Genomic DNA, 19300 nt, shown 5'->3' with positions numbered 1-19300 from the left:
AGTCCTCCTCGACGTCGAAGAGCGATCCGCCGGCGGTCGGCGCCGGCTTCTCCTCCGGCTCCACGTCGAAGAGCGAGCCTCCCGACGGCGCCGGCTGCTCGTCGACGTCGAACAGGGAGCCGCCGCTCGAGGGCGTGGTCTCGACGGGCTCGACCGACGCCGGCTCCTCGACGTCGAACAGGGAGCCGCCGGTAGGGGGCGGCGTGATCTCGGTGACGGGCTCGGCCCCGGCCTCGGTCTCCTCGCTGCGCGCCGTGGTCTCGACGGGCGCGACCGGCGAGGCTGCCGCCGGGGCGCGGGTGGCGGACTCGCCCTTCACCGACGCCAGCAGCATCTGCGCGACGTCGAGGACCTCGACCTCCTCGCGCGCACCTCCCGACGCCTGCTCGGCGGCGAGCCCGTCGGAGAGCATCACCCGGCAGAACGGACAGGCCACCGCGATCTGGTCGGCCCCGGTCGCCACCGCCTCCTTGGTGCGGTTGGTGTTGATGCGCTCGCCGATGTTCTCCTCCATCCACATCCGGGCGCCGCCGGCACCGCAGCAGAAGGAGCGCTCGGCCGACCGCTCCATCTCGACGTACGACGCACCCGGCAGCACCTGGAGCAGCTCGCGCGGCGGTGTGTAGACCTGGTTGTGCCGGCCGAGGTAGCACGGGTCGTGATAGGTGATCGTGCGCTGCGCGGCCCCGGCGCCCCCCTCACTCGCAGCGACCGGCGTCAGCCGACCCTCGCGGACGAGCCGGTTCAGCAGCTGGGTGTGGTGGACGACCTCGAGCTCGAGCCCGAAGTCGCGGTACTCGTTCTTCAAAGTGTTGAAGCAGTGCGCGCAGGTGGTCACGACCTGCTTCACCTGGTGTTGGGTGAAGGTCTCGACGTTCTGAGTCGCCAGGCCCTGGTAGACGAACTCGTTGCCCGCCCGACGCGCCGGGTCGCCGGTACAGGTCTCGCCGTTGCCCAGCACGCCGAAGGAGATGTCGGCCAGATGCAGCAGCTCGGCCACGGCGCGCGTGGTCTTCTTGGCGCGGTCCTCGTAGGCGCCGGCGCAACCGACCCAGAACAGCCAGTCGACCGACTCCAACGACTCGAGGTCCTCACCGACGACCGGCACGTCGAAGTCGAGGCCCTTGGCCCAGTCCATGCGGGCCTGGGCGGACATGTTCCACGGGTTGCCCCTGCCCTCGAGACCGCGGAAGAGCTGGTTGAGCTCGGCGGGGAAGTTCGACTCGACGAGCACCTGGTAGCGGCGCATGTCGACGATGTGGTCGACGTGCTCGATGTCGACCGGGCACTGGTTCACGCAGGCGCCGCACGTCGTACAGGACCAGAGCACGTCCGGGTCGATCACGCCGTACGCCGCCTCGTCGCCGATCAGCGGGCGCTCCAGCTCCTTGACGGCGCCGTCCGGCGCCTTCCCCGGCTCGCGGGCCAGGATCGCCGGCGCGGCCGCCAGCGCGTGGTCGCGGAGGTTCATGATCAGCAGCTTCGGCGAGAGCGGTTTCTCGGTGTTCCACGCCGGGCACTGCGACTGGCAGCGGCCACACTCGGTGCAGGTCTCGAAGTCGAGCAGGCCCTTCCAGGTGAAGTCGTGGATCGACCCGACCCCGAGCTTGGCGTCCTCGTCGAGGTCGTCGATGTCGTCGAGGGTGACCGGCTTCCCCGCGGAGGTCAGCGGCTTCACCGCACCGAGGGCGTCCGGCTCGCGGCCGAAGAGGACGTTCAGGGGCGCGACGAAGATGTGCAGGTGCTTGGAGTTCAGCACGAAGATCAGGAAGACCAGCATCACGCCGATGTGCAGCAGCAGGCCGAGACCCTCGAGAAACTCCAGGCTGTCGTGCGGCATCCCGTTCAGGAGCTTGCCGACGCCGATCGAGATGAACGCGCCGTTGTCGTAGGGCAGGTTCCCCAGTGCGGACGACGCCCCACGGAACAGGAACATCGTCCAGATGACGTTGAAGATCATGAACAGCGTGATCCACGCGCCCGACAGGTGCGAGCCGAAGAACCGCGAACGACGCCCCAGGTCCTTCGGAGCGTTCCGGAGCCGGATCCAGACGAAGGTGAGGATCCCGAAGAACGCCATCATCGCGATGAAGTCCTGGAGGAACCCGAGCACCGCCCAGTGACCCACGACCGGGATCGACCAGTCGAGCTGGTCTGCGCCGAACAGCAATGAAAGCAACGAGCCGTACGCCTCGAGGTAGACCGTTGCCAGGATCACGAACGCCCAGAACACGAAGAAGTGCGCGGCGCCCGGGAGGCTCCACTTGAGCAGCTTCCGCTGGCCGAACACCTCGACGACCTGTCGCTTCACCGCCGCGCCGAGCTTGCCGGTCACGCCCTCGACCCGATCGGGAGCGGGCTGGCCGCTGCTGATCAACCGGTAGAGGAACCACACCCGGCGCCCCGCGATCGGCAGGGCGATCGCATTGAGCAGCAGCCCGAGGATCAGTACGGCGGTCACATTCACTCCCAGCGGTGACGTCGAGACGGGTCAAGACGTGGTCGGCCCGACCCTACGGCTAGGCCGACCCACGGGTCACCGGGGCACGGACATCGGACGGGCCGCCGAGACGGGTCGTCAGCGCTGCGGCCGCACGGCGTACGGCCTCCGCCAGCCGAGCCGGCTCGTCCGGGTCGGGATCGGCATAGGTGATGGCGAGGCCCGCCACCGGGTGCCCGTTGTGGTCGAGCACGGGCGCCGCCACGCTCGCCAGCCCCGGCGTCACCTCGCCCTCCTCGGTCGCATAACCCCGTCGCCGCGTGTCGGTCAGCAGCGAGCGCAGCGCGCTCAGGGTCCGCGGGCCGGTGCCGTGGCGGTCGACGAACGCGCCGGCGTCGGGATACAGCGCCCGCACCTGGGCGGCCGGCAGGGCCGAGAGGATGGCGCGGCCGCTCGCCGTCAGGTGGGCCGGCAGCCGGACCCCGACGTCGGTGACCAGCGGTGGTCGACCTGACGCGCGCTCCTCCACGACGTACAGCACGTCGCGGCCGTGGAGGACGGCCAGGTGTGAGTTCTGCCCGGTCCGATCGACGAGGTCGGTCAGGGCGCGACGGCTGATCCGCTGCAGTGGCACCTGCCGGCTGAACCCGCTGCCCACCTCGAACGCGGCCACCCCGAGGCCGTAGCGGTGCTCGTCGGCGAGGTGGACGACGAAGCCTTCCTCGATCATCGCGGTCAGCAGGTGGTACGCCGTGGAGCGGGGCAACCCGCAGGCCCGGGAGATCCGGTCCAGCGGCACCGGCTCGGGTTGGCTGGCCAGGAAGCGCAGCACGCGCAGCGTCTTCGTCGCCGCCGGCACCTGACCCACGGCACCGATCGTCGCAGACCCCGGACCGGCACCCGCCCTCGATCTGCGGCTACCGCTCGGTGGGGGTGTCCGGCTTCAGGTCGGAGGTCTCGGAGCGCTCGTCGTTCCAGACGTCGGGCTCGTAGTCGGCGGCCTTGTGGTCCACGGCCGGGTCGACCTGGTCCGCCTCGCGGAGCTTGTCCTCGTAGCCGGCCTGTTCGACCCGATGGCCCTGCTCGGCGGTCGCCGCCTGCTCCTCGGCCCGCTCGGCCTCGGCCTTGGCCAGGTCGGCCTTCGCGCGCTGCTCCTCGGCCGCGCGCTGCGACTCGGCGAGGCCCGAGGCCCGGGCCGTGGCGTCCTGGCGGAGCTCTTCGGCGCGAACGCGGTGCTGCTCGGTACGGCGCTTTCCCGCCAGCGACACGAGCAGCGCGACGATGACGACCACGACGACGATCACGATCACCCAGATCAGCCAGGCGGGCATGGCGTCCTCCCTCTTCCGAGACTCTGCACGCCGGGCGTCCGGCGGCGACCCGACAGTAATCCGGCCCGCCCGTCGCACCCCCACCCCAACGGGTGGGCGTGCGGACGGATGGGCCGGCGGCCCCGGTCAGACGCCCCCGGTCCGGTACGTCGTTCGGGGCGGGCAGCGGGGTCGGTGTGGGGGGACCTGCGACCCCGCTGCCCTGGGGGATGGGTCGGTACGGCTGCCCCTGCCCGATTTGATACCGCCTTAACGAAGTGTGATCAGAGGGGTCACGCCGGCCGGCGAGGTTTTTACCTGGCCCGGCAGGTCTCGGATCTCAGACAGGTGGTCTGCTCCGGGTGGTGGCGTCGGTGTCGGGGCCGGGAGTTGGATGACGGCATGGAGAGCGTGCGGGTGGGCGTCGGCCCCGTGTCCTTCGACGACGTGGTGGCGGTGGCGCGTGGCGAGGCGCGGGTCGAGCTGACCGACGAGGCGCTCGCGGCGATCGACCGGGCACGGGCGGTCGTCGAGGAGCTGGCCGCGGCCCCGACCCCGGCGTACGGGATCTCGACCGGGTTCGGCGCCCTGGCGACCCGGCACATCCCGGCCGAGCTGCGCGAGCAGCTCCAGCGCTCCCTGATCCGCTCGCACGCGGCGGGATCCGGTCCCGAGGTGGAGCGCGAGGTGGTGCGCGGGCTGATGCTGCTGCGGCTCTCGACGCTGGCGACCGGCCACACCGGCATCCGACGCGAGACGGCGCAGCTGATGGCGTCGCTGCTCTCGTCGGGGATCACCCCGGTCGTCCGGGAGTACGGCTCTCTCGGCTGCTCGGGCGACCTCGCGCCGCTCGCCCACTGCGCACTGGTGCTGATGGGGGAGGGCGACGTACGCGACGCGAGCGGCACGCTGATGCCCGCCGCCGATGCGCTCGCTGCGGCCGGCCTCTCACCCGTTCAGCTCGGGGCCAAGGAGGGCCTGGCCCTGATCAACGGCACCGACGGCATGCTCGGGATGCTGGTCCTCGCGATCACCGACCTGCGTCGGTTGTTGCGCACCGCCGACGTCGCCGCCGCGATGAGCGTCGAGGCGCAGATGGGCACCGACCGGGTCTTCGCCGCGGAGCTCCAGGCGCTCAGACCCCAAGTGGGGCAGGGGATCTCGGCCGCCAACCTGACCCGCGTGCTGGCGAGGTCGGGGGTGATGGCGAGCCATCGCGAGAACCGGTTCCACCGGGTGCAGGACGCGTACTCGCTGCGGTGCTCGCCCCAGGTGCACGGCGCTGCCCGCGACACCGTCGAGCATGCCGCCGCCGTCGCCGGGCGAGAGCTGGCCTCCGCCGTCGACAACCCGGTGGTGCTGGCCGACCGAGTCGAGTCGAACGGGAACTTCCACGGAGCACCGGTCGCCTACGTCCTCGACTTCCTGGCCATCGTCGCCGCCGACGTCGCCTCGATCTCCGAGCGACGCAGCGACCGCTTCCTCGACCGCGCCCGCAACCACGACCTGCCGCCGTTCCTCGCCGACGACCCCGGTGTCGACAGCGGCCTGATGATCGCTCAGTACACCCAGGCCGCCATCGTCTCCGAGCTCAAGCGCCTCGCGGTGCCGGCGAGCGTCGACTCGATCCCCTCGAGCGCGATGCAGGAGGACCACGTCTCGATGGGCTGGAGTGCCGCCCGCAAGCTGCGTCGTTCGTTGGACGGACTGACCCGGGTCGTCGCCATCGAGCTGATGACCGCGTCCCGCGGCCTCGAGCTGCGCACCACGACCGGGGACACCGCCGGCACCACGCCCGCGCCGGCGACCGGAGCCGTCGTACGCCTGCTGCGTCGGCACGGGGTCGGTGCCCCGGGCCCCGACCGCTTCCTGTCACCCGAGATCGAGAGCGCCGTCGCGCTGGTCGCCTCGGGCGCCGTCCTGTCCGCCGTCGAAGAAGTGATCGGAGAACTGGCATGACCGACAACCCGCGCCTCCCCATCCACGCCCCGCACGGCACCGAGCTGTCCGCCAAGTCGTGGCAGACCGAGGCGCCGCTGCGGATGCTGATGAACAACCTCGACCCCGAGGTCGCCGAGCGACCCGAGGACCTCGTCGTGTACGGCGGCACCGGCAAGGCCGCGCGCACGTGGGAGGCGTACGACGCGATCCTGGCCAGCCTGCGCGACCTCGAGGACGACGAGACGCTGCTCGTGCAGTCCGGCAAGCCGGTCGGCGTGATGAGGACCCATGAGTGGGCGCCGCGGGTGCTGATCGCGAACTCGAACCTGGTCGGCGACTGGGCCAACTGGGAGGAGTTCCGCAAGCTCGATGAGATGGGCCTGATCATGTACGGCCAGATGACCGCCGGCTCATGGATCTACATCGGCACGCAGGGGATCCTGCAGGGCACGTTCGAGACGTTCGCGGCCGTGGCGGACAAGAAGTTCGGCGGCACCCTGGCCGGCACGATCACCGTCACCGCCGGACTCGGAGGCATGGGCGGTGCCCAGCCGCTCGCGGTGACCATGAACGACGGGGTCGCGATCTGCATCGACGTGGACCAGTCGCGCATCACGCGGCGGATCGAGCACCGGTACCTCGACGAGCAGGCGGATTCGCTCGAGGACGCCGTGGCGCGCGCCGTACGGGCTCGGGACGAGAGGCGGCCGCTGTCGATCGGCGTCCTCGGCAACGCCGCCGAGCTGCTCCCGAAGCTGCTCGAGATGAAGGCCCCGATCGACATCGTCACCGACCAGACGTCCGCTCACGACCCCTTGTCGTACCTCCCGGTCGGCGTCTCCTTCGAGGAGTGGCACGACGACGCCGACCGCGATCCGGCCGGCTTCACCAAGGACGCCCAGGCGTCGATGGCCGCGCACGTGCGGGCGATGGTGGAGTTCCAGGACGCCGGGGCCGAGGTCTTCGACTACGGCAACTCGATCCGCGACGAGGCACGCAAGGGCGGCTACGACCGGGCGTTCGAGTTCCCCGGCTTCGTCCCGGCGTACATCCGGCCGCTGTTCTGCGAGGGCAAGGGACCGTTCCGGTGGGCGGCGCTCTCCGGCGACCCCGCCGACATCGAGGCCACGGACCGCGCGATCCTCGAGCTCTTCCCCGACAACGCTCGGCTGCACAAGTGGATCACGATGGCGGGCGAGCGGGTGCACTTCCAGGGCCTGCCGGCGCGGATCTGCTGGCTCGGGTACGGCGAGCGTCACCTGGCCGGGCTGAAGTTCAACGAGATGGTGCGCACCGGCGAGCTGAAGGCACCGATCGTGATCGGCCGCGACCACCTCGACTGCGGCTCGGTCGCGTCGCCGTACCGCGAGACGGAGGCGATGTTGGACGGCTCCGACGCGATCGCCGACTGGGCGATCCTCAACGCGCTGGTCAACACCGCGTCGGGTGCTTCCTGGGTGTCGTTCCACCACGGCGGTGGCGTCGGCATGGGTCGCTCGCTGCACGCGGGGCAGGTCTGCGTCGCCGATGGCACCGAGCTGGCCGCATCGAAGATCGAGCGGGTCCTCACCAACGACCCGAGCATGGGCGTGATCCGGCACGTCGACGCCGGCTACGACCGGGCGGTCGAGGTCGCCGAGGCGCGCGGCGTACCGATTCCGATGCACGGGTCTCGCGCCGGTTAGCCGAAGGGGGAGTTCTCCGCCGCCGAAGTGGGAGCTCTCCGCCGCCGAAGTGGGAGCTCTCCGCAGGCCGAAGTGTGGGAGAAGCCCCACCTCGTGCCCGGAGGATTGCCACCTCGGCACGGGAGAAGGCCCCCCTCGGCACGCGAGAAGGCCCACCTCGGCACGGAAGAAGGCCCACCTCGGCGGTCAGGCGATCGGGAGGAGGGCTCCGACGCAGGAGCCGGAGCCGCGGTGAGAGACCTGCAGCGCCCCGCCGACCTCGGCGGCGCGCTCGCACATCGAGGAGAGCCCCACCCCCGGGGTCCACGGTCGGCCGTTGCGACCGCCGTCGCGCACGCTGACCGACAGCCGGCCGTCTACCACGTCGATCACCAGGTCGGCGATGTCCGAGCCGTCGCCGTACACCGTCACCGACTGACTGCTGGCCGAATCACGCGGGAGCGGAGACACGCCGCGCGTTCACCGAGCCTGACGCATACTTCAGGCATGTCGCAGTCCAACGAGTCCCGGCCCGCTCGCTCCCGGGTCGTCCTGCGCAACATCAGCTCCCGTGCCTGGGAGCACCCCGCCGACCGAGGCGCCCTCGTCGCGCTGCGGAAGCTCAAGGGCTTCGACACGGTCGTCAAGCTCATGTCGGGCCTCATCAACGAGCGCGCCGTGCGCCTGCTCTACCTCGGCTCGGCCATCCGCGTCGACGAGCGGTCGTTCCCCGAGCTCCATCGGGCGCTCAATGACGCGGCCTCGATCCTCGACGCGGAGGTGGTCCCGGAGCTCTACGTCCAGGCCGATCCGTTCTTCAACGCGATGACCATCGGCCTGGACCGGCCGATCATCGTGGTCAACTCCGCGCTGGTGGACCTCCTCGACGACGAGGAGCTGCGGTGGGTGCTCGCCCACGAGCTCGGTCACGCGCTCAGCGGCCATGCCGTCTACCGGACGATCCTGTTGCGGCTGCTCAGCATGAGCGGCGTCCTGACCGTGGTCCCCCTCGGCGTGCTCGGGCTGCGGATGATCATCGCCGCGCTGATGGAGTGGGTCCGCAAGTCCGAGCTCTCGGCGGACCGCGCCGGCCTGCTCGCCACCCAGGACCCCGCGGTCGCCTACCGCGCGCTGATGAAGATGGCCGGGGGCGGCCACCTCGACAACCTCGACCAGACGTCGTTCTTCGAGCAGGGTGCTGAGTACGACGCGGCCGTCGACATCCGCGACTCGGTGCTCAAGCTGCTGCTCATCGAGCGACGCAGCCACCCGATGCCGGTCTCACGGGGCACTGAGCTGCGGCGCTGGGTCGACAGCGGCGCCTACACCTCGGTCCTCGCCGGCGACTACCCCACGCGCGAGACGGATAGTGACGCGAAGGTCAGCGAGGCGGCCCAGGAGGCCGCGCGCAGCTACTCCGACGCGTTCCGCGACACCCAGGACACTCTCGGCCGGCTGGCCCACGACGCGGCGGGCTGGATGGGCAGTGCGAAGGTGTGGTTCGACGAGCAGTGGCGCCGTCGCGGCGACGAGGACGCGTCGTAGCCCGACCGGACGTGCTCGCCTCACTCGCCGCTCGCATCCCGCGACCGGGGCGGCCGGTGCTGGTGGCGGTCGACGGCGCCGACGGCGCCGGCAAGACCACGCTGGCCGACGACCTGGCGCCCCTGGTGCCGGGGGCCGTGAGGGCGACGCTCGACGACTTCCACCACCCGCGGGCCCACCGGCACGCCGAGGGCAGGACCGGTGCGACCGTCTGGGAGCGCGGCTTCGACCTGGACGCCGTACGCCGCGAGCTGCTCGACCCGTGGCGGCGTGGTGCCGGCTCGCCGTACCGTCGGCGCTGGCACGACCTCCCGAGCGACCGCCGCGTCGACTATCCGTCGGAGCCGGTGCCGGTCGAGGGGGTGCTGCTGGTCGACGGCATCTTCGCGCAGCGGCCGGAGCTCGCGGACGCCTGGGACCTCGTCGTGTGGGTCCACGCCGACGACGACGTCCGGGTATCCCGGATGGCGGCCCGTGACGGTGTCCCGGACGATCCCGACCACCCGGACCAGCGGCGGTACCTCGACGCGCAGGTGATCTATCAGGAGACCTGCCGTCCGCTCGAGCGCGCCGACGTGGTGGTCGACAACACCGACCCGGCTCGGCCGCGGATCAGGCGGATCAGCTAGCCCTGCAGCGCTGCGATCGCCTCGTGGATCGCGAGCGTACGGCGCGCCGACTCGACGTGGAGGTTCTCCACCATCCGGCCCTGGTAGGTCACCACGCCCGAACCCCGTCCGTCCTCCCAGGCCCGGAGGACACCCTCGGCGTCCTCGATCTCCTGCTCGCTCGGGGCGTACGTCGTGTTCGCGCCGTCGACCTGGCCCGGGTGGATCAGGGTCTTCCCGTCGAAGCCCATCTCCCGCCCCTGGCGGCATTCGGCCAAGAACCCCTCGGCGTCATGCACGTCGTTGTAGACCCCGTCGAGGACGGCCTTTCCGGTTGCCCGGGCCGCGAGCAGCGCCAGGCCCAGCCCGGGAAGCAACGGATGACGGCCCGGGACGTGTGCGGCGTACAGCTCCTTGGCGAGGTCGTTGGTGCCCATCACCAGGACGGTCAGCCGCTCGCTGGCGGCCGCGATCTCCTCGGCGTGCAGCATGGCGGCCGGGGTCTCGACCATCGCCCAGAGCTTCGTGTGGTCCGGGGCGTCGTAGCCGGCCATCGCGTCGACGAGCGCAAGGACAGCGTCGGCGCTGCTCACCTTCGGGACGACGATCGCGTCCGGGCCGGCGGCACAGGCGGCCGCCAGATCGTCGCGGTGCCACGAGGTGTCGGCACCGTTGACCCGGATCGTCACCTCGCGCGCGCCGTACTCGCCACTCGCGGCCGCCGCGCACGCGGACTGACGCGCGGCGGCCTTGGCGTCGGGCGCGACCGCGTCCTCGAGATCGAGGATGAGCCCGTCACACGGGATCGACGGGGCCTTCTCCAGCGCACGCTCGTTGGAGGCGGGCATGTAGAGCACGGACCGTCGTGGGCGGAACGCGTCGATCACGCTTCGCCCTGCCCGTCGACGATGGCGTCGTAGAGCTTCTTCAGCTCGGGGTCGCGCTCGGCCAGCTGCTCTGCGAGCGCGACCAGCACCAGGCACTGCTTGAGCGAGGCGTCGTCCTCCATCTTCCCGTCGAGCATCACCGCGCCGGTCCCGTCGCCGCCGATCGCCTGCATCGCCGCGACCACGCGGCGTGCGTGGGCGATGTCCTCGACGCTGGGGGAGAAGACGCGGTGGGCGATCTCGATCTGCGTCGGGTGGAGGCTCCATGCGCCCACGCAGCCCAGCAGGTACGCGTTGCGGAACTGGTCCTCGCAGGCCACCGTGTCGGAGATGTCGCCGAATGGCCCGTAGTACGGGTAGATCCCGTGTGCCGCACAGGCGTCGACCATGCGGGCGATCGTGTAGTGCCACAAGTCCTGCTGGTACGTCGCGCGCTCGGCCTCCACGTCGACCCCGTCGGAGGTCTTGCGCGCGTCCTGACGCACGACGTACCCGGGATGGCCGCCACCGACCCGGGTCGTCTTCATCCGGCGGTCGGCGGCGAGGTCGGCCGGCCCGAGGCTGAGCCCCTGCATCCGCGGGCTGGCGCCGCAGATCTCTTCGACGTTCGTCACCCCGCGGGCGGTCTCCAGGATCGCGTGGACCAGCAGCGGCTTGGTGAGTCCCGCGCGGGCCTCGAGCTGAGCGAGCAGACGGTCGACGTAGGCGATGTCCTCGACGCCCTGCACCTTCGGGACCATCACCACGTCGAGCTTGTCGCCGATCTCGGTCACCAGTGTCGTGAGGTCGTCGAGCACCCACGGGCTGTCGAGCGCGTTGACGCGGGTCCACAGCTGAGTGGTGCCGCCCTGCCCACCCAGGTCGGGCGTCGCCCGGGCGATCTTCACCAGTCCGTGCCGCGCGGCCTCCTTGTGGTCGGCCTTGACGGCGTCCTCGAGGTTGCCGAGCAGCACGTCGACGCCGCCGACCAGCAGCGGGACCTTCGCCGCCATCTTCTCGTTCGACGGGTCGAAGAAGTGGATCGCGCGACTCGGTCTGGCCGGGATCTCGCGCAGCGGCTCGGGTGCGCCGACCGCGAGCGGCCGGAAGAAGTCCTTGGCAGAGCGCATGCGCGGAACCTATCGCTCACCTTCGCGGTGCCGGTATGACCCACTCCACTCGCGGGACGTCATACGTTCCGGTCGTTAGAACGACCAGTTCGTATGACGTCCGCGCGGAGTCAGGCGTGGGCGGGGGTATGCGGGTCGATCTCGGCCGCCACGCCCTCGTCACCGACGTCGGCGGTGAAGTCGTCCCACCGCGTCTGGTCCTCACCGGGGTCGACCTTCATCGCCCGGAGCACGACGGTGAGCAGGATCGTCACGATCAGGTTGAGCGCGAAGGCAGTGGCCGCGATGTAGACCTTCGTGTCGGTCCCCGGGAACGCCGCCAGGGGCCCGCCGAAGTGCGCCTGGGTCGGTGAGGCCACGCCGTACGCCGTCCAGGTGCCGTAGGCCATGCCCGCGGCCCATCCGATCAGCACCGCCCATCGGTGGAACCAGCGGGTGTACAGCCCGACCACGATCGCCGGGAACGTCTGCAGGATCCAGACGCCGCCGAGCAGCTGCAGGTTGATCGCGAACGACCTCGACAGTGCCAGCACGAAGACCAGCGCGCCGACCTTCACCACCAGCGACACGATCTTGCTGACCTGGGCCTCCTCTCTCGGTGTCGCGTCGGGACGGAAGTAGGCGCGGTAGATGTTGCGTGTGAACAGATTGGCCGCGGCGATCGACATGATCGCCGCCGGCACCAGGGCTCCGATCGCGATGGCGGCGTACCCGACGCCGGCGAACCACGGCGGGAACTCGTTCTCGAACAGCTGTGGCACGGCCAGCTGCGGGTTGGGCGGGTCGCCGGCCACCTTCACGCCGGCGGCGACCGCGACGAACCCGAGCAGCGCGAGGAGTCCGAGCAGGAAGGAGTACGCCGGCAGCATCGCGGCGTTGCGGCGGATCACGCCGCGGTTGCGCGTGGAGAGGACGCCGGTGATCGAGTGCGGGTACATGAACAGCGCCAGGGCGGATCCCAGCGCCAGTGAGGCGTAGGCCCAGTGCAGCGTGGGCGGAGGGATCATCGCCTTCGGCGACGCCTGCCCGGCCGCGATCGCGTCGGCGTTGTCGCTGTTGAACTTCGTGAAGGAGTCGCTGGTGGCGCTGAAGATGTGGCCCCAGCCGCCGAGCTGCGTGGGCAGGTAGATCACCGCAACGATGATGACGACGTAGATCAGGACGTCCTTGACGAACGCGATCAGAGCGGGAGCCCGCAGCCCCGAGGAGTAGGTGTAGGCCGCCAGCACGGCGAAGGCGATGAACAGCGGCAGGTCCTTGAGGAACCAGTTGCCGGTGCCGCCGAAGCCGGCCACCTCCAGCACCGACTGGATGCCGACCAGCTGGAGCGCGATGTAGGGCGCAGTGGCCAGGATCCCGGTCAGGGCCACGGCCAGGGCCAGCGCCTTGGAGTCGTACCGTCCCTCGACGAAGTCGGCCGGCGTGACGTAGCCGTGCCGGTGCGAGACCGACCACAGCCGCGGCAGGAACAGAAAGATCAGCGGGTACACCACGATCGTGTACGGCACGGCGAAGAAGCCGACCGCGCTGCCCGCATAGAGCGTCGCGGGCACCGCGATGAACGTGTACGCCGTGTAGAGGTCTCCGCCGATCAGGAACCACGCGATGAAGGTGCCGAAGCCGCGACCACCGAGCCCCCACTCATCGAGGCTGTCGAGGTCGGCCCGGCGCCACCGGGCCGCGGCGAACCCCATCACGGTGACGACGAGGAACAAGAAGACGAAAACGCTGACGGCGACCGCGCTCATCGGAGATCACCGTCCTCAGGGGCGGCGCTTCGGCGCCGGTCGCCTACCTGCGAGAGCGCGTAGGCGACCCCGGTGAGCACCGCCGACATCAGGATCAACGCGAACTGGAACCAGAAGAAGAACGGGAAGCCCCACAGCGTCGGGTCCGTCTTGTCGTAGAGCGGCACCCAGAGCGGGATCACGACGGCCGGGAGCAGGATGACGATGATCAACGCCCACAGGCCGGTCGACGGCCTGCGTGTGGGGGCAGGTGAGTGCTGAGACATGACACCTCCGAGAGTCGCCGTCTCACGTACCCACCGCGGCGGCAGTCATGCGCAGGCGGACGACGATGTCGTCAGCCCGAGGCGGTCACACCTCCGCGAGAGCGGGGTGACGGGTGACCGGGTTCCACTCCTGGATGCTGGCGACGGTGACGCCGGGCGCCTCGTAGTAGGGGTCCTGGGCGAGGATCGCGTCGAGGTCACTTCGAGCATCGACGGCGAACACGAGGAGTGCCCCCGAGTCGTCGGCCCACGGCCCGGCGGCGAGCAACCGGCCCTCGGCGGCCAGAGCGGCGAGCCGCTCACGGTGTGCGGGGCGGAGCTCGAAGCGTGAGGCGTCGGCCGGATCACTCGCGAAGGCCAGCTGCACGGCGTACATGCGAGCCATCGTAGGTGTCGCCGGTGCTGGCCACGGGGCTGGCTACAGGGCTGGCTACGGTGACGGCATGGGCGAGGAGCAGGTGCCGACGCTGTTCGAGTGGGCCGGCGGCGCTGAGGCGTTCCGACGGCTGATCGACGCCTTCTACGACCGGGTCGAGCGGGACGACCTGCTGTCGCCGTTCTTCCCCGGCGGTGTGCGCGAAGCTCACCGGGCACACGTGACCGCGTGGTGGGTCGAGGTCTTCGGCGGGCACGCGTCGTACACCGAGGAGCACGGGGGCTACGACGCGATGCTGGCCCACCACCGCGGGCTGGGGATCACGCCGGAGCAACGGTTCAGGTTCGCGTCGCTGATGAGCCTCGCGGCCGACGACGCCGGACTTCCCGAGGACCCCGAGTGGCGCGCGGCCTTCGTCGGGTACGTCGAGTGGGGGACCCGCCTGGCGCTGCACAACTCCTCCGATGCCGAAGACATCGTCGATCACGCCCCGGTGCCGCGCTGGGGCTGGGGCGTCGCGCCGCCGTACCGGCCCTGAAATGGGTCGACCGGGATGCGGCCCGTCCACCAGGGTCGGGGCATGCCGAAGATCTGGTTCGACGAGGAGATTGCCGCGACGTACGACAAGGACTCGACCGGGCAGTTCGAGCCGGGCCTGCTGTCGGCCACGACGGACTTCCTGGCCGGGCTCGCGGGCGAGGGTCGCGCCCTCGAGCTCGCGATCGGGACGGGTCGGGTCGCAGTCCCGTTGGCTGAGCGTGGCGTGCCGGTGTCGGGCATCGAGATCTCGCGGGCCATGCTCGAGCGACTGCGGGCCAAGCCGGGCGCGGATGCGATCGGGGCCGTCGAGGGCGACATGACGGCCAGCCGCGTCGAGGGCGACTTCTCGCTGGTCTACCTGGTCTACAACACGATCACGAACCTCACGACCCAGGACGAGCAAATCGCCTGCTTCGAGAACGCCGCTCGGCACCTGTCGCCAGGTGGGTGCTTCGTGATCGAGGTCTACCTGCCGATCCTCCGGCTGCTGCCGCCCGGCGAGCGGTTCCATGTGTTCGCCGAGGAGCCGGGCTACCACGCCTTCGACGAGTACGCCGACGCCGCGTCGCAGCTCCAGTGGTCGCATCATCTGCGGTTGAACGAGGACGGCACCTACCGCCGGGTCTCGATCCCGTTCCGCTACGTGTGGCCGGCCGAGCTCGACCTGATGGCGCGGATCGCAGGCCTGCGGCTGAAGGAGCGGTGGGCCGACTGGGAGCGCGCGCCGTTCACCGCCGACAGCGAGCAGCACGTGTCGGTGTGGGAGAAGCCGGCCTGACCGTCAGAGGTACGACGCGCGTACGGCCTTCAGCCGGAGCGACGCCTGAACCAGCGCCGACGAGGGGCGGCCGGTTGCGGGGCCGGCGCCGCGGCCCGGCGGGCCGCCGACTCCCGGCGGCGGGCGAGTCGGCGCTCGCGCCAGTCGTCCACCTCGACCTCGACGTCGCGCGGCATCGTCACCAGGGGCGGGCCGTCGACGGGGGTGTAGCGCGCCTTCATCACTCGGGCGTTGAACTCCTCGAGCTCGCGGCGTACCTCGGACTCGGCGGTGTGCCGGTCGAGCTTCGCGTCGAGCTCGGCGTCGTCCTTGCGCAGCTGGAGGGCGGGCGGGAGGACGCTGATCTTCTCGCGCTCGACGAGCTTCTTGAGCCACCAGTCGGGATCGTGGGTGGTGCCGAGACCCTTGATCGGCTTGCCGGCCCCGGGCAGGTTGTCGAAGTCGCCGCGTTTCATGGCCTCCTGGATCTGGAGGTCGACCCACTGGTCCTTCTGCTGCATCCGCTGAGCCGCGGCAGCGCGGCCGGTGCGCTCGTCGCGCTCCACGGAACGGTCAGGTGTGCCCGGACTCCGGCCGGGCGTCTCCGAGGTGCCCATGTGCCATTCTCCCATGCGGGCCTGGGGATTCCGGCATCGGGAGTCCCTCGATCAGGGCCTGGTACCAGTCGATGCCGGCCAGGAACGCCGCGACGTCGAGGTGCTCGTCGTAGGAGTGGATCGCTCGACGCTGCGCGGCGGTCATCCGGAACGGCGCGAACCGGTACACGTGCTCGCAGATGCGCGTGAAGTGGCGCGAGTCGGTCGCGCCGGTCTGGACGTACGGCGCGATCACGGCGTCCGGGAAGTGCGTCGCGACCAGGTCGGCGACCACGTCGAACACCTCGTCGACGACCGAGACCGGGCTCGCCTCCCCGCGCTCGACGACCCTGATCCGCACCTCGGGGTCGTCGACCACGGTGCGCAGGTGGGCGAGGACGTCGTCGACGGTGTCGCCCGGCATCACCCGGACGTTCACGCCGGCCGTGGCCGAGGAGGCGATCACGTTGAGGGCCGGGCTGCCGTCGAGCGTGGTCACCGCGAAGGTCGTGCGCGCCATCGCCGCGGCCTCGGCACCCGCCGAGATCATCGCCCTCGCCAGCAGCGGCCGGGCCCGGTCGGCGCGTCGCACCAGCGGTCGGAGCGGGAGCGGCAGGTACGGCGCGAGCCGGCGCATCAGCTCCACGGTGGTGTCCGGGAGCCGCGCCGGCATCGGCGAGCGGTCGATGCGCAGGATCGCGCGGGCCAGCCTCACGGTCGGGCCGTTGCGGGCCGGCGTCGAGGAGTGCCCGCCTGGTCCCTCGACCCGGAGCTCCACGCTGGTGGTGCCTTTCTCGGCCACCCCGATCGCGGCGACCGCCCGCTTCACCCCGGGGAAGGCGTCGTGCGCGACGGCGCCGCCCTCGTCGAGGACGAGCCAGGGTCGTACGCCGCGGCGTACCAGCTCGTCGACGGCGGCCACCGCCGCCGGGCCCGAGATCTCCTCGTCGCAGCCGAACGAGAGCCAGACGTCCTGCGCGGGTAGGTGACCGCCCTCGAGGAGCCGTTCCACCGCCTCGCAGATCGCGGCCACGCAGCCCTTGTCGTCGAGGGTGCCCCGCCCCCAGATCGCGCCGTCGACGATCTCCGCTCCGAAGGCTGGGTGCTGCCAGGGTGCCGAGTCATCGACCGGTACGACGTCGAGGTGGGCCATCAGCACGACCGGCTTGTCGGCGGCGCGCCCCGGCCAGCGGAACAGCAGGCCGTGGGTGTAGACCCGGGTGAGCTCGAGGCGCTCGTGCAGCAAGGGGAACGACGTGCGCAGCTCGGCGTGGAGCCGGTCGAACACGGCGGCCTCCACCCGCGAGGTGTCGCGGTCGGAGACGCTGGGGATGCGGACCAGCGCCTGGAGCTTCGCCACCGCCCGGTCCGTGCCGCCGGTCATATGGGCGGTCGGCTCAGGGCGGACCTCAGGAACTCGACCTGCAGCAGCAAGAGGTTCTCCGCCACGGCCTCCTCCGACGCCAGGTGTGTGACGCCCGACAGCGGGAGCACGGTGTGCGGTCGCCCCGCGGCCAGCAGGGCCGAGGACAGGTGCAGCGTGTGGGCGAACACCACGTTGTCGTCGGCCAGGCCGTGCACGATCATCAGCGGTCGCTCGAGCCCCGCGGCGTCCTCCAGGAGCGAGCAGGTGCGATAGACCTCCGGCTGGTCGTCCGGCGTGCCGAGGAAGCGTTCGGTGTAGTGCGTGTCGTAGAGCGCCCAGTCGGTCACCGGCGCCCCGGCCACGGCCGCGTGGAACACGTCCGGCCGCCGCAGTACGGCGAGCGCCGCGAGGTAGCCGCCGAAGGACCACCCCTGGATCGCGACCCGGCCCAGGTCGAGCTCGCCGGGGAACCGGTCGGCGACACCGGCGAGAGCGTCGACCTGGTCCTCGAGAACCGGTCCGGCCAGGTCGTGAGCGACGGTCCTGTCCCACGCGGGTCCCCGGCCGGGGGTGCCTCGACCGTCGGCGACGACCACGGCGAATCCCCGGTCGGCGAACCACTGGTGCTCCAGGTAGGCGTGGCGGGCCGCGACCACCATCCGCCCCTGAGGCCCGCCGTACGGGCTGATCAGCACCGGCAGCGGTCCCGGTGGCCGGACGTCGTCGCGGGGCAGGACGACGGCCGTGCGGATCTCGCGCCGGCCGGTCCGGAGCAGGGCCGGGACCGGGTGCAGCGCCGGGATGTCCGCGTGCGAGACGAGCCGGGTGAGCTCGGCGTCGGCGCGACTGATCGTCCATGAGATGCCGACCTGGTCGATCGTGGCCGACTCCACGACGAGGACGTCGCCACCGGCGAGCCCGCGGTACAGGCCGGGCACGGTGGTCAGGCGCTGGAGGCCGGCCGACACCGACCACCGGTAGAGATGCCGCTCCGTCGACTCGTCGCTGGCCTCCAGGAGGACCCAGTCGTCGCCGGCGCCGGCGACCGCCGACACCTGCAACCCCTCGGGAGTCACGACCTCGTCGCCCACCCACAGCCGGCGGGTGTCGTCGAGATCGGCGAGCCACACCAGCCGGCCGTCGGCGAGCCACACCGGGACGCCGGCGTTGATGTCGACCCAGTGGGGATCGGTGTCCTCTCGCACGACCGTCGTCGCCCCGGTCTCGGCGTCGACCTGGAGCACCTGCAGGCGACGCTGGTCGCGGCTCTGGACCACGACGTACGGCGCGCGCCCGTCGGGCCAGCCGGCGCCGGCGAGATAGGGGAGGGCGTCGGTGTCCCACGCGACGTCGAGCCGCGCGCCGTCGAGTCCGACGATCGCCGCGGTGACGACGGCGTTCGGCGTGCCCGCGGCCGGGTAGCGCGTCTCCATCGCCGGCTGCTCGGGATGTGCGGGGTCGGCGATGTGCCAGCGCTGCACCGGCGACTCGTCGACCCGCGCGACGAGGAGCCGCTGCCCGTCGGATGCCCACCAGTGGCCGCGCTCGCGGCCCATCTCCTCGGCGGCGACGAACTCGGCCACGCCCCAGGTCACGTCGTCGGTGTCCTCGCCGATGAGGAGGCGACCGTCGGTGCCGTCGGTCACCACGACGTGGAGTGCTCCGCCGGTGACGTACGCGACGCACGAGCCGGTCGGGTCGAGCCGGGGGTCGATCACGGGCCCGGCGACCGGCAGCTCGGTCGCGCCGCCGGCGACGAGGTCCGCGAGGAACAGCCGGCCGGACAGTGCGAACGCCGCCGCCGTCGCGCCCGCGTCGGCGTCGTACCCCACGATGCCGCCGCCGATCTCACGCATCCGCTCCCGGCGGGCGCGCTCCTCGGGAGGTACGTCGTCGTCACCGGCCTCGAGGAGTCGCGCCGGGTCGGCGACCAGCCGCTCCTGGGCGCGCTCGACGTCGAGCACCCACAGCGCGTTGACGGGATCGGTGCCGCCGGCCGAGCGCAGGAAGACCACGCGCGAGCCGTCGGCGGCGACGGTGGCGCTCCGTGGCCGGCCCAGGGTGAAGTTCCTGGTGCGGGCGCGGTGACGCGGGAAGGACAGGGACTCGCCGGGGCCGTCGCTCACCGGGCGAGCATCCCACCCGCC

At 71.3% G+C, this 19300-nt stretch carries 18 protein-coding genes; 6 read left to right on the top strand and 12 right to left on the bottom strand.

The window, feature by feature from the left end:
- The 3 genes from VGJ24_RS19305 to VGJ24_RS19295 all read right to left on the bottom strand — a co-directional run.
- Nucleotides 1-2461 (bottom strand): heterodisulfide reductase-related iron-sulfur binding cluster (locus VGJ24_RS19305; RefSeq protein WP_331502273.1); only part of this gene is annotated, 2461 nt, incomplete at its 3' end.
- A 58-nt stretch (nucleotides 2462-2519) separates the two neighbouring features.
- Nucleotides 2520-3308 (bottom strand): IclR family transcriptional regulator, encoded by a 789-nt coding sequence (locus VGJ24_RS19300; protein ID WP_331502272.1) that lies wholly within the window; start codon nucleotides 3306-3308, stop codon nucleotides 2520-2522.
- Nucleotides 3309-3357: 49 nt separating this feature from the next.
- Nucleotides 3358-3771 carry a hypothetical protein gene (locus tag VGJ24_RS19295; RefSeq protein ID WP_331502271.1) on the bottom strand — a complete coding sequence of 138 codons (414 nt, stop codon included), beginning with the start codon at nucleotides 3769-3771 and terminating at the stop codon, nucleotides 3358-3360.
- Between the two features lie 381 nt (nucleotides 3772-4152).
- On the opposite strand from VGJ24_RS19295, the gene hutH reads away from it, so the two are divergent.
- Nucleotides 4153-5709 (top strand): histidine ammonia-lyase, encoded by a 1557-nt coding sequence (hutH, locus tag VGJ24_RS19290; RefSeq protein ID WP_331502270.1) that lies wholly within the window; start codon nucleotides 4153-4155, stop codon nucleotides 5707-5709.
- Complete coding sequence (gene hutU, locus VGJ24_RS19285; protein WP_331502269.1) at nucleotides 5706-7376, top strand: urocanate hydratase; 1671 nt, start codon at nucleotides 5706-5708, stop codon at nucleotides 7374-7376. Before hutH ends, hutU begins: the two co-directional genes overlap by 4 nt.
- 186 nt (nucleotides 7377-7562) lie before the next feature.
- Here hutU and VGJ24_RS19280 read toward each other — a convergent pair whose 3' ends face one another.
- A complete protein-coding gene (locus VGJ24_RS19280; protein ID WP_331502268.1) occupies nucleotides 7563-7787 on the bottom strand; it encodes a hypothetical protein in 225 nt (74 codons plus the stop codon).
- A gap of 75 nt (nucleotides 7788-7862) precedes the next feature.
- On the opposite strand from VGJ24_RS19280, the gene VGJ24_RS19275 reads away from it, so the two are divergent.
- Both VGJ24_RS19275 and VGJ24_RS19270 read left to right on the top strand, forming a co-directional pair.
- Nucleotides 7863-8900 carry a M48 family metallopeptidase gene (locus tag VGJ24_RS19275; RefSeq protein ID WP_331502267.1) on the top strand — a complete coding sequence of 346 codons (1038 nt, stop codon included), beginning with the start codon at nucleotides 7863-7865 and terminating at the stop codon, nucleotides 8898-8900.
- A gap of 11 nt (nucleotides 8901-8911) precedes the next feature.
- Complete coding sequence (locus VGJ24_RS19270) at nucleotides 8912-9529, top strand: uridine kinase (protein WP_331502266.1); 618 nt, start codon at nucleotides 8912-8914, stop codon at nucleotides 9527-9529.
- Here the strand turns inward: VGJ24_RS19270 and VGJ24_RS19265 are convergent.
- The 5 genes from VGJ24_RS19265 to VGJ24_RS19245 all read right to left on the bottom strand — a co-directional run bounded on the left by VGJ24_RS19265 (nucleotide 9526) and on the right by VGJ24_RS19245 (nucleotide 13894).
- Entirely contained in the window at nucleotides 9526-10395 is an 870-nt protein-coding gene (locus tag VGJ24_RS19265; protein WP_331502265.1) for a CoA ester lyase, read from the bottom strand. The genes VGJ24_RS19270 and VGJ24_RS19265 overlap by 4 nt on opposite strands.
- The gene (locus VGJ24_RS19260; RefSeq protein WP_331502264.1) at nucleotides 10392-11504 is read right to left on the bottom strand and encodes a CoA ester lyase; all 1113 of its coding nucleotides are present in this window, start codon (nucleotides 11502-11504) and stop codon (nucleotides 10392-10394) included. Before VGJ24_RS19260 ends, VGJ24_RS19265 begins: the two co-directional genes overlap by 4 nt.
- Before the next feature lie 110 nt (nucleotides 11505-11614).
- Nucleotides 11615-13252 carry a monocarboxylate uptake permease MctP gene (mctP, locus tag VGJ24_RS19255; RefSeq protein ID WP_331502263.1) on the bottom strand — a complete coding sequence of 546 codons (1638 nt, stop codon included), beginning with the start codon at nucleotides 13250-13252 and terminating at the stop codon, nucleotides 11615-11617.
- A complete protein-coding gene (locus VGJ24_RS19250) occupies nucleotides 13249-13518 on the bottom strand; it encodes a DUF3311 domain-containing protein (protein ID WP_331502262.1) in 270 nt (89 codons plus the stop codon). The genes mctP and VGJ24_RS19250 overlap by 4 nt, the downstream gene beginning before the upstream one ends.
- Before the next feature lie 85 nt (nucleotides 13519-13603).
- Nucleotides 13604-13894, bottom strand: coding sequence for a YciI family protein (locus tag VGJ24_RS19245; RefSeq protein WP_331502261.1), 291 nt, complete (start codon nucleotides 13892-13894; stop codon nucleotides 13604-13606).
- Nucleotides 13895-13961: 67 nt separating this feature from the next.
- On the opposite strand from VGJ24_RS19245, the gene VGJ24_RS19240 reads away from it, so the two are divergent.
- On the top strand, nucleotides 13962-14432 hold the full coding sequence (locus VGJ24_RS19240) for a group II truncated hemoglobin (RefSeq protein ID WP_331502260.1): 471 nt from the start codon (nucleotides 13962-13964) through the stop codon (nucleotides 14430-14432).
- 42 nt (nucleotides 14433-14474) lie between these two features.
- On the top strand, nucleotides 14475-15212 hold the full coding sequence (locus VGJ24_RS19235; protein WP_331502259.1) for a class I SAM-dependent methyltransferase: 738 nt from the start codon (nucleotides 14475-14477) through the stop codon (nucleotides 15210-15212).
- 29 nt (nucleotides 15213-15241) lie between these two features.
- Here VGJ24_RS19235 and VGJ24_RS19230 read toward each other — a convergent pair whose 3' ends face one another.
- The 3 genes from VGJ24_RS19230 to VGJ24_RS19220 are packed head-to-tail and all read right to left on the bottom strand — an operon-like array spanning nucleotide 15242 to nucleotide 19279.
- On the bottom strand, nucleotides 15242-15808 hold the full coding sequence (locus VGJ24_RS19230; RefSeq protein ID WP_331502258.1) for a DUF1992 domain-containing protein: 567 nt from the start codon (nucleotides 15806-15808) through the stop codon (nucleotides 15242-15244).
- Nucleotides 15765-17171: a M20/M25/M40 family metallo-hydrolase gene (locus VGJ24_RS19225; RefSeq protein WP_331502257.1), complete on the bottom strand. Its 1407-nt coding sequence runs from the start codon at nucleotides 17169-17171 to the stop codon at nucleotides 15765-15767. Before VGJ24_RS19225 ends, VGJ24_RS19230 begins: the two co-directional genes overlap by 44 nt.
- Nucleotides 17168-19279 carry a S9 family peptidase gene (locus tag VGJ24_RS19220; protein WP_331502256.1) on the bottom strand — a complete coding sequence of 704 codons (2112 nt, stop codon included), beginning with the start codon at nucleotides 19277-19279 and terminating at the stop codon, nucleotides 17168-17170. Before VGJ24_RS19220 ends, VGJ24_RS19225 begins: the two co-directional genes overlap by 4 nt.
- Between the last annotated feature and the right edge of the window lie 21 nt (nucleotides 19280-19300).

The organism is Nocardioides sp. (assembly GCF_036493135.1).
GTDB lineage: Bacteria > Actinomycetota > Actinomycetes > Propionibacteriales > Nocardioidaceae > Nocardioides.
The sequence above is the reverse complement of the archived record's forward strand: the minus strand, read 5'-3'. Positions and strand labels throughout refer to the sequence as shown.

What these genes read in the sequence shown, in the direction of transcription:
- VGJ24_RS19295 (WP_331502271.1), bottom strand. Translation starts at nt 3,771, where the DNA reads ATGCCCGCCTGGCTGATCTGGGTGATCGTGATCGTCGTCGTGGTCGTC.
- hutH (WP_331502270.1), top strand. Translation starts at nt 4,153, where the DNA reads ATGGAGAGCGTGCGGGTGGGCGTCGGCCCCGTGTCCTTCGACGACGTG.
- hutU (WP_331502269.1), top strand. Translation starts at nt 5,706, where the DNA reads ATGACCGACAACCCGCGCCTCCCCATCCACGCCCCGCACGGCACCGAG.
- VGJ24_RS19275 (WP_331502267.1), top strand. Translation starts at nt 7,863, where the DNA reads ATGTCGCAGTCCAACGAGTCCCGGCCCGCTCGCTCCCGGGTCGTCCTG.
- VGJ24_RS19260 (WP_331502264.1), bottom strand. Translation starts at nt 11,504, where the DNA reads ATGCGCTCTGCCAAGGACTTCTTCCGGCCGCTCGCGGTCGGCGCACCC.
- mctP (WP_331502263.1), bottom strand. Translation starts at nt 13,252, where the DNA reads ATGAGCGCGGTCGCCGTCAGCGTTTTCGTCTTCTTGTTCCTCGTCGTC.
- VGJ24_RS19250 (WP_331502262.1), bottom strand. Translation starts at nt 13,518, where the DNA reads ATGTCTCAGCACTCACCTGCCCCCACACGCAGGCCGTCGACCGGCCTG.
- VGJ24_RS19245 (WP_331502261.1), bottom strand. Translation starts at nt 13,894, where the DNA reads ATGTACGCCGTGCAGCTGGCCTTCGCGAGTGATCCGGCCGACGCCTCA.
- VGJ24_RS19240 (WP_331502260.1), top strand. Translation starts at nt 13,962, where the DNA reads ATGGGCGAGGAGCAGGTGCCGACGCTGTTCGAGTGGGCCGGCGGCGCT.
- VGJ24_RS19235 (WP_331502259.1), top strand. Translation starts at nt 14,475, where the DNA reads ATGCCGAAGATCTGGTTCGACGAGGAGATTGCCGCGACGTACGACAAG.
- VGJ24_RS19230 (WP_331502258.1), bottom strand. Translation starts at nt 15,808, where the DNA reads ATGGGCACCTCGGAGACGCCCGGCCGGAGTCCGGGCACACCTGACCGT.
- VGJ24_RS19225 (WP_331502257.1), bottom strand. Translation starts at nt 17,171, where the DNA reads ATGACCGGCGGCACGGACCGGGCGGTGGCGAAGCTCCAGGCGCTGGTC.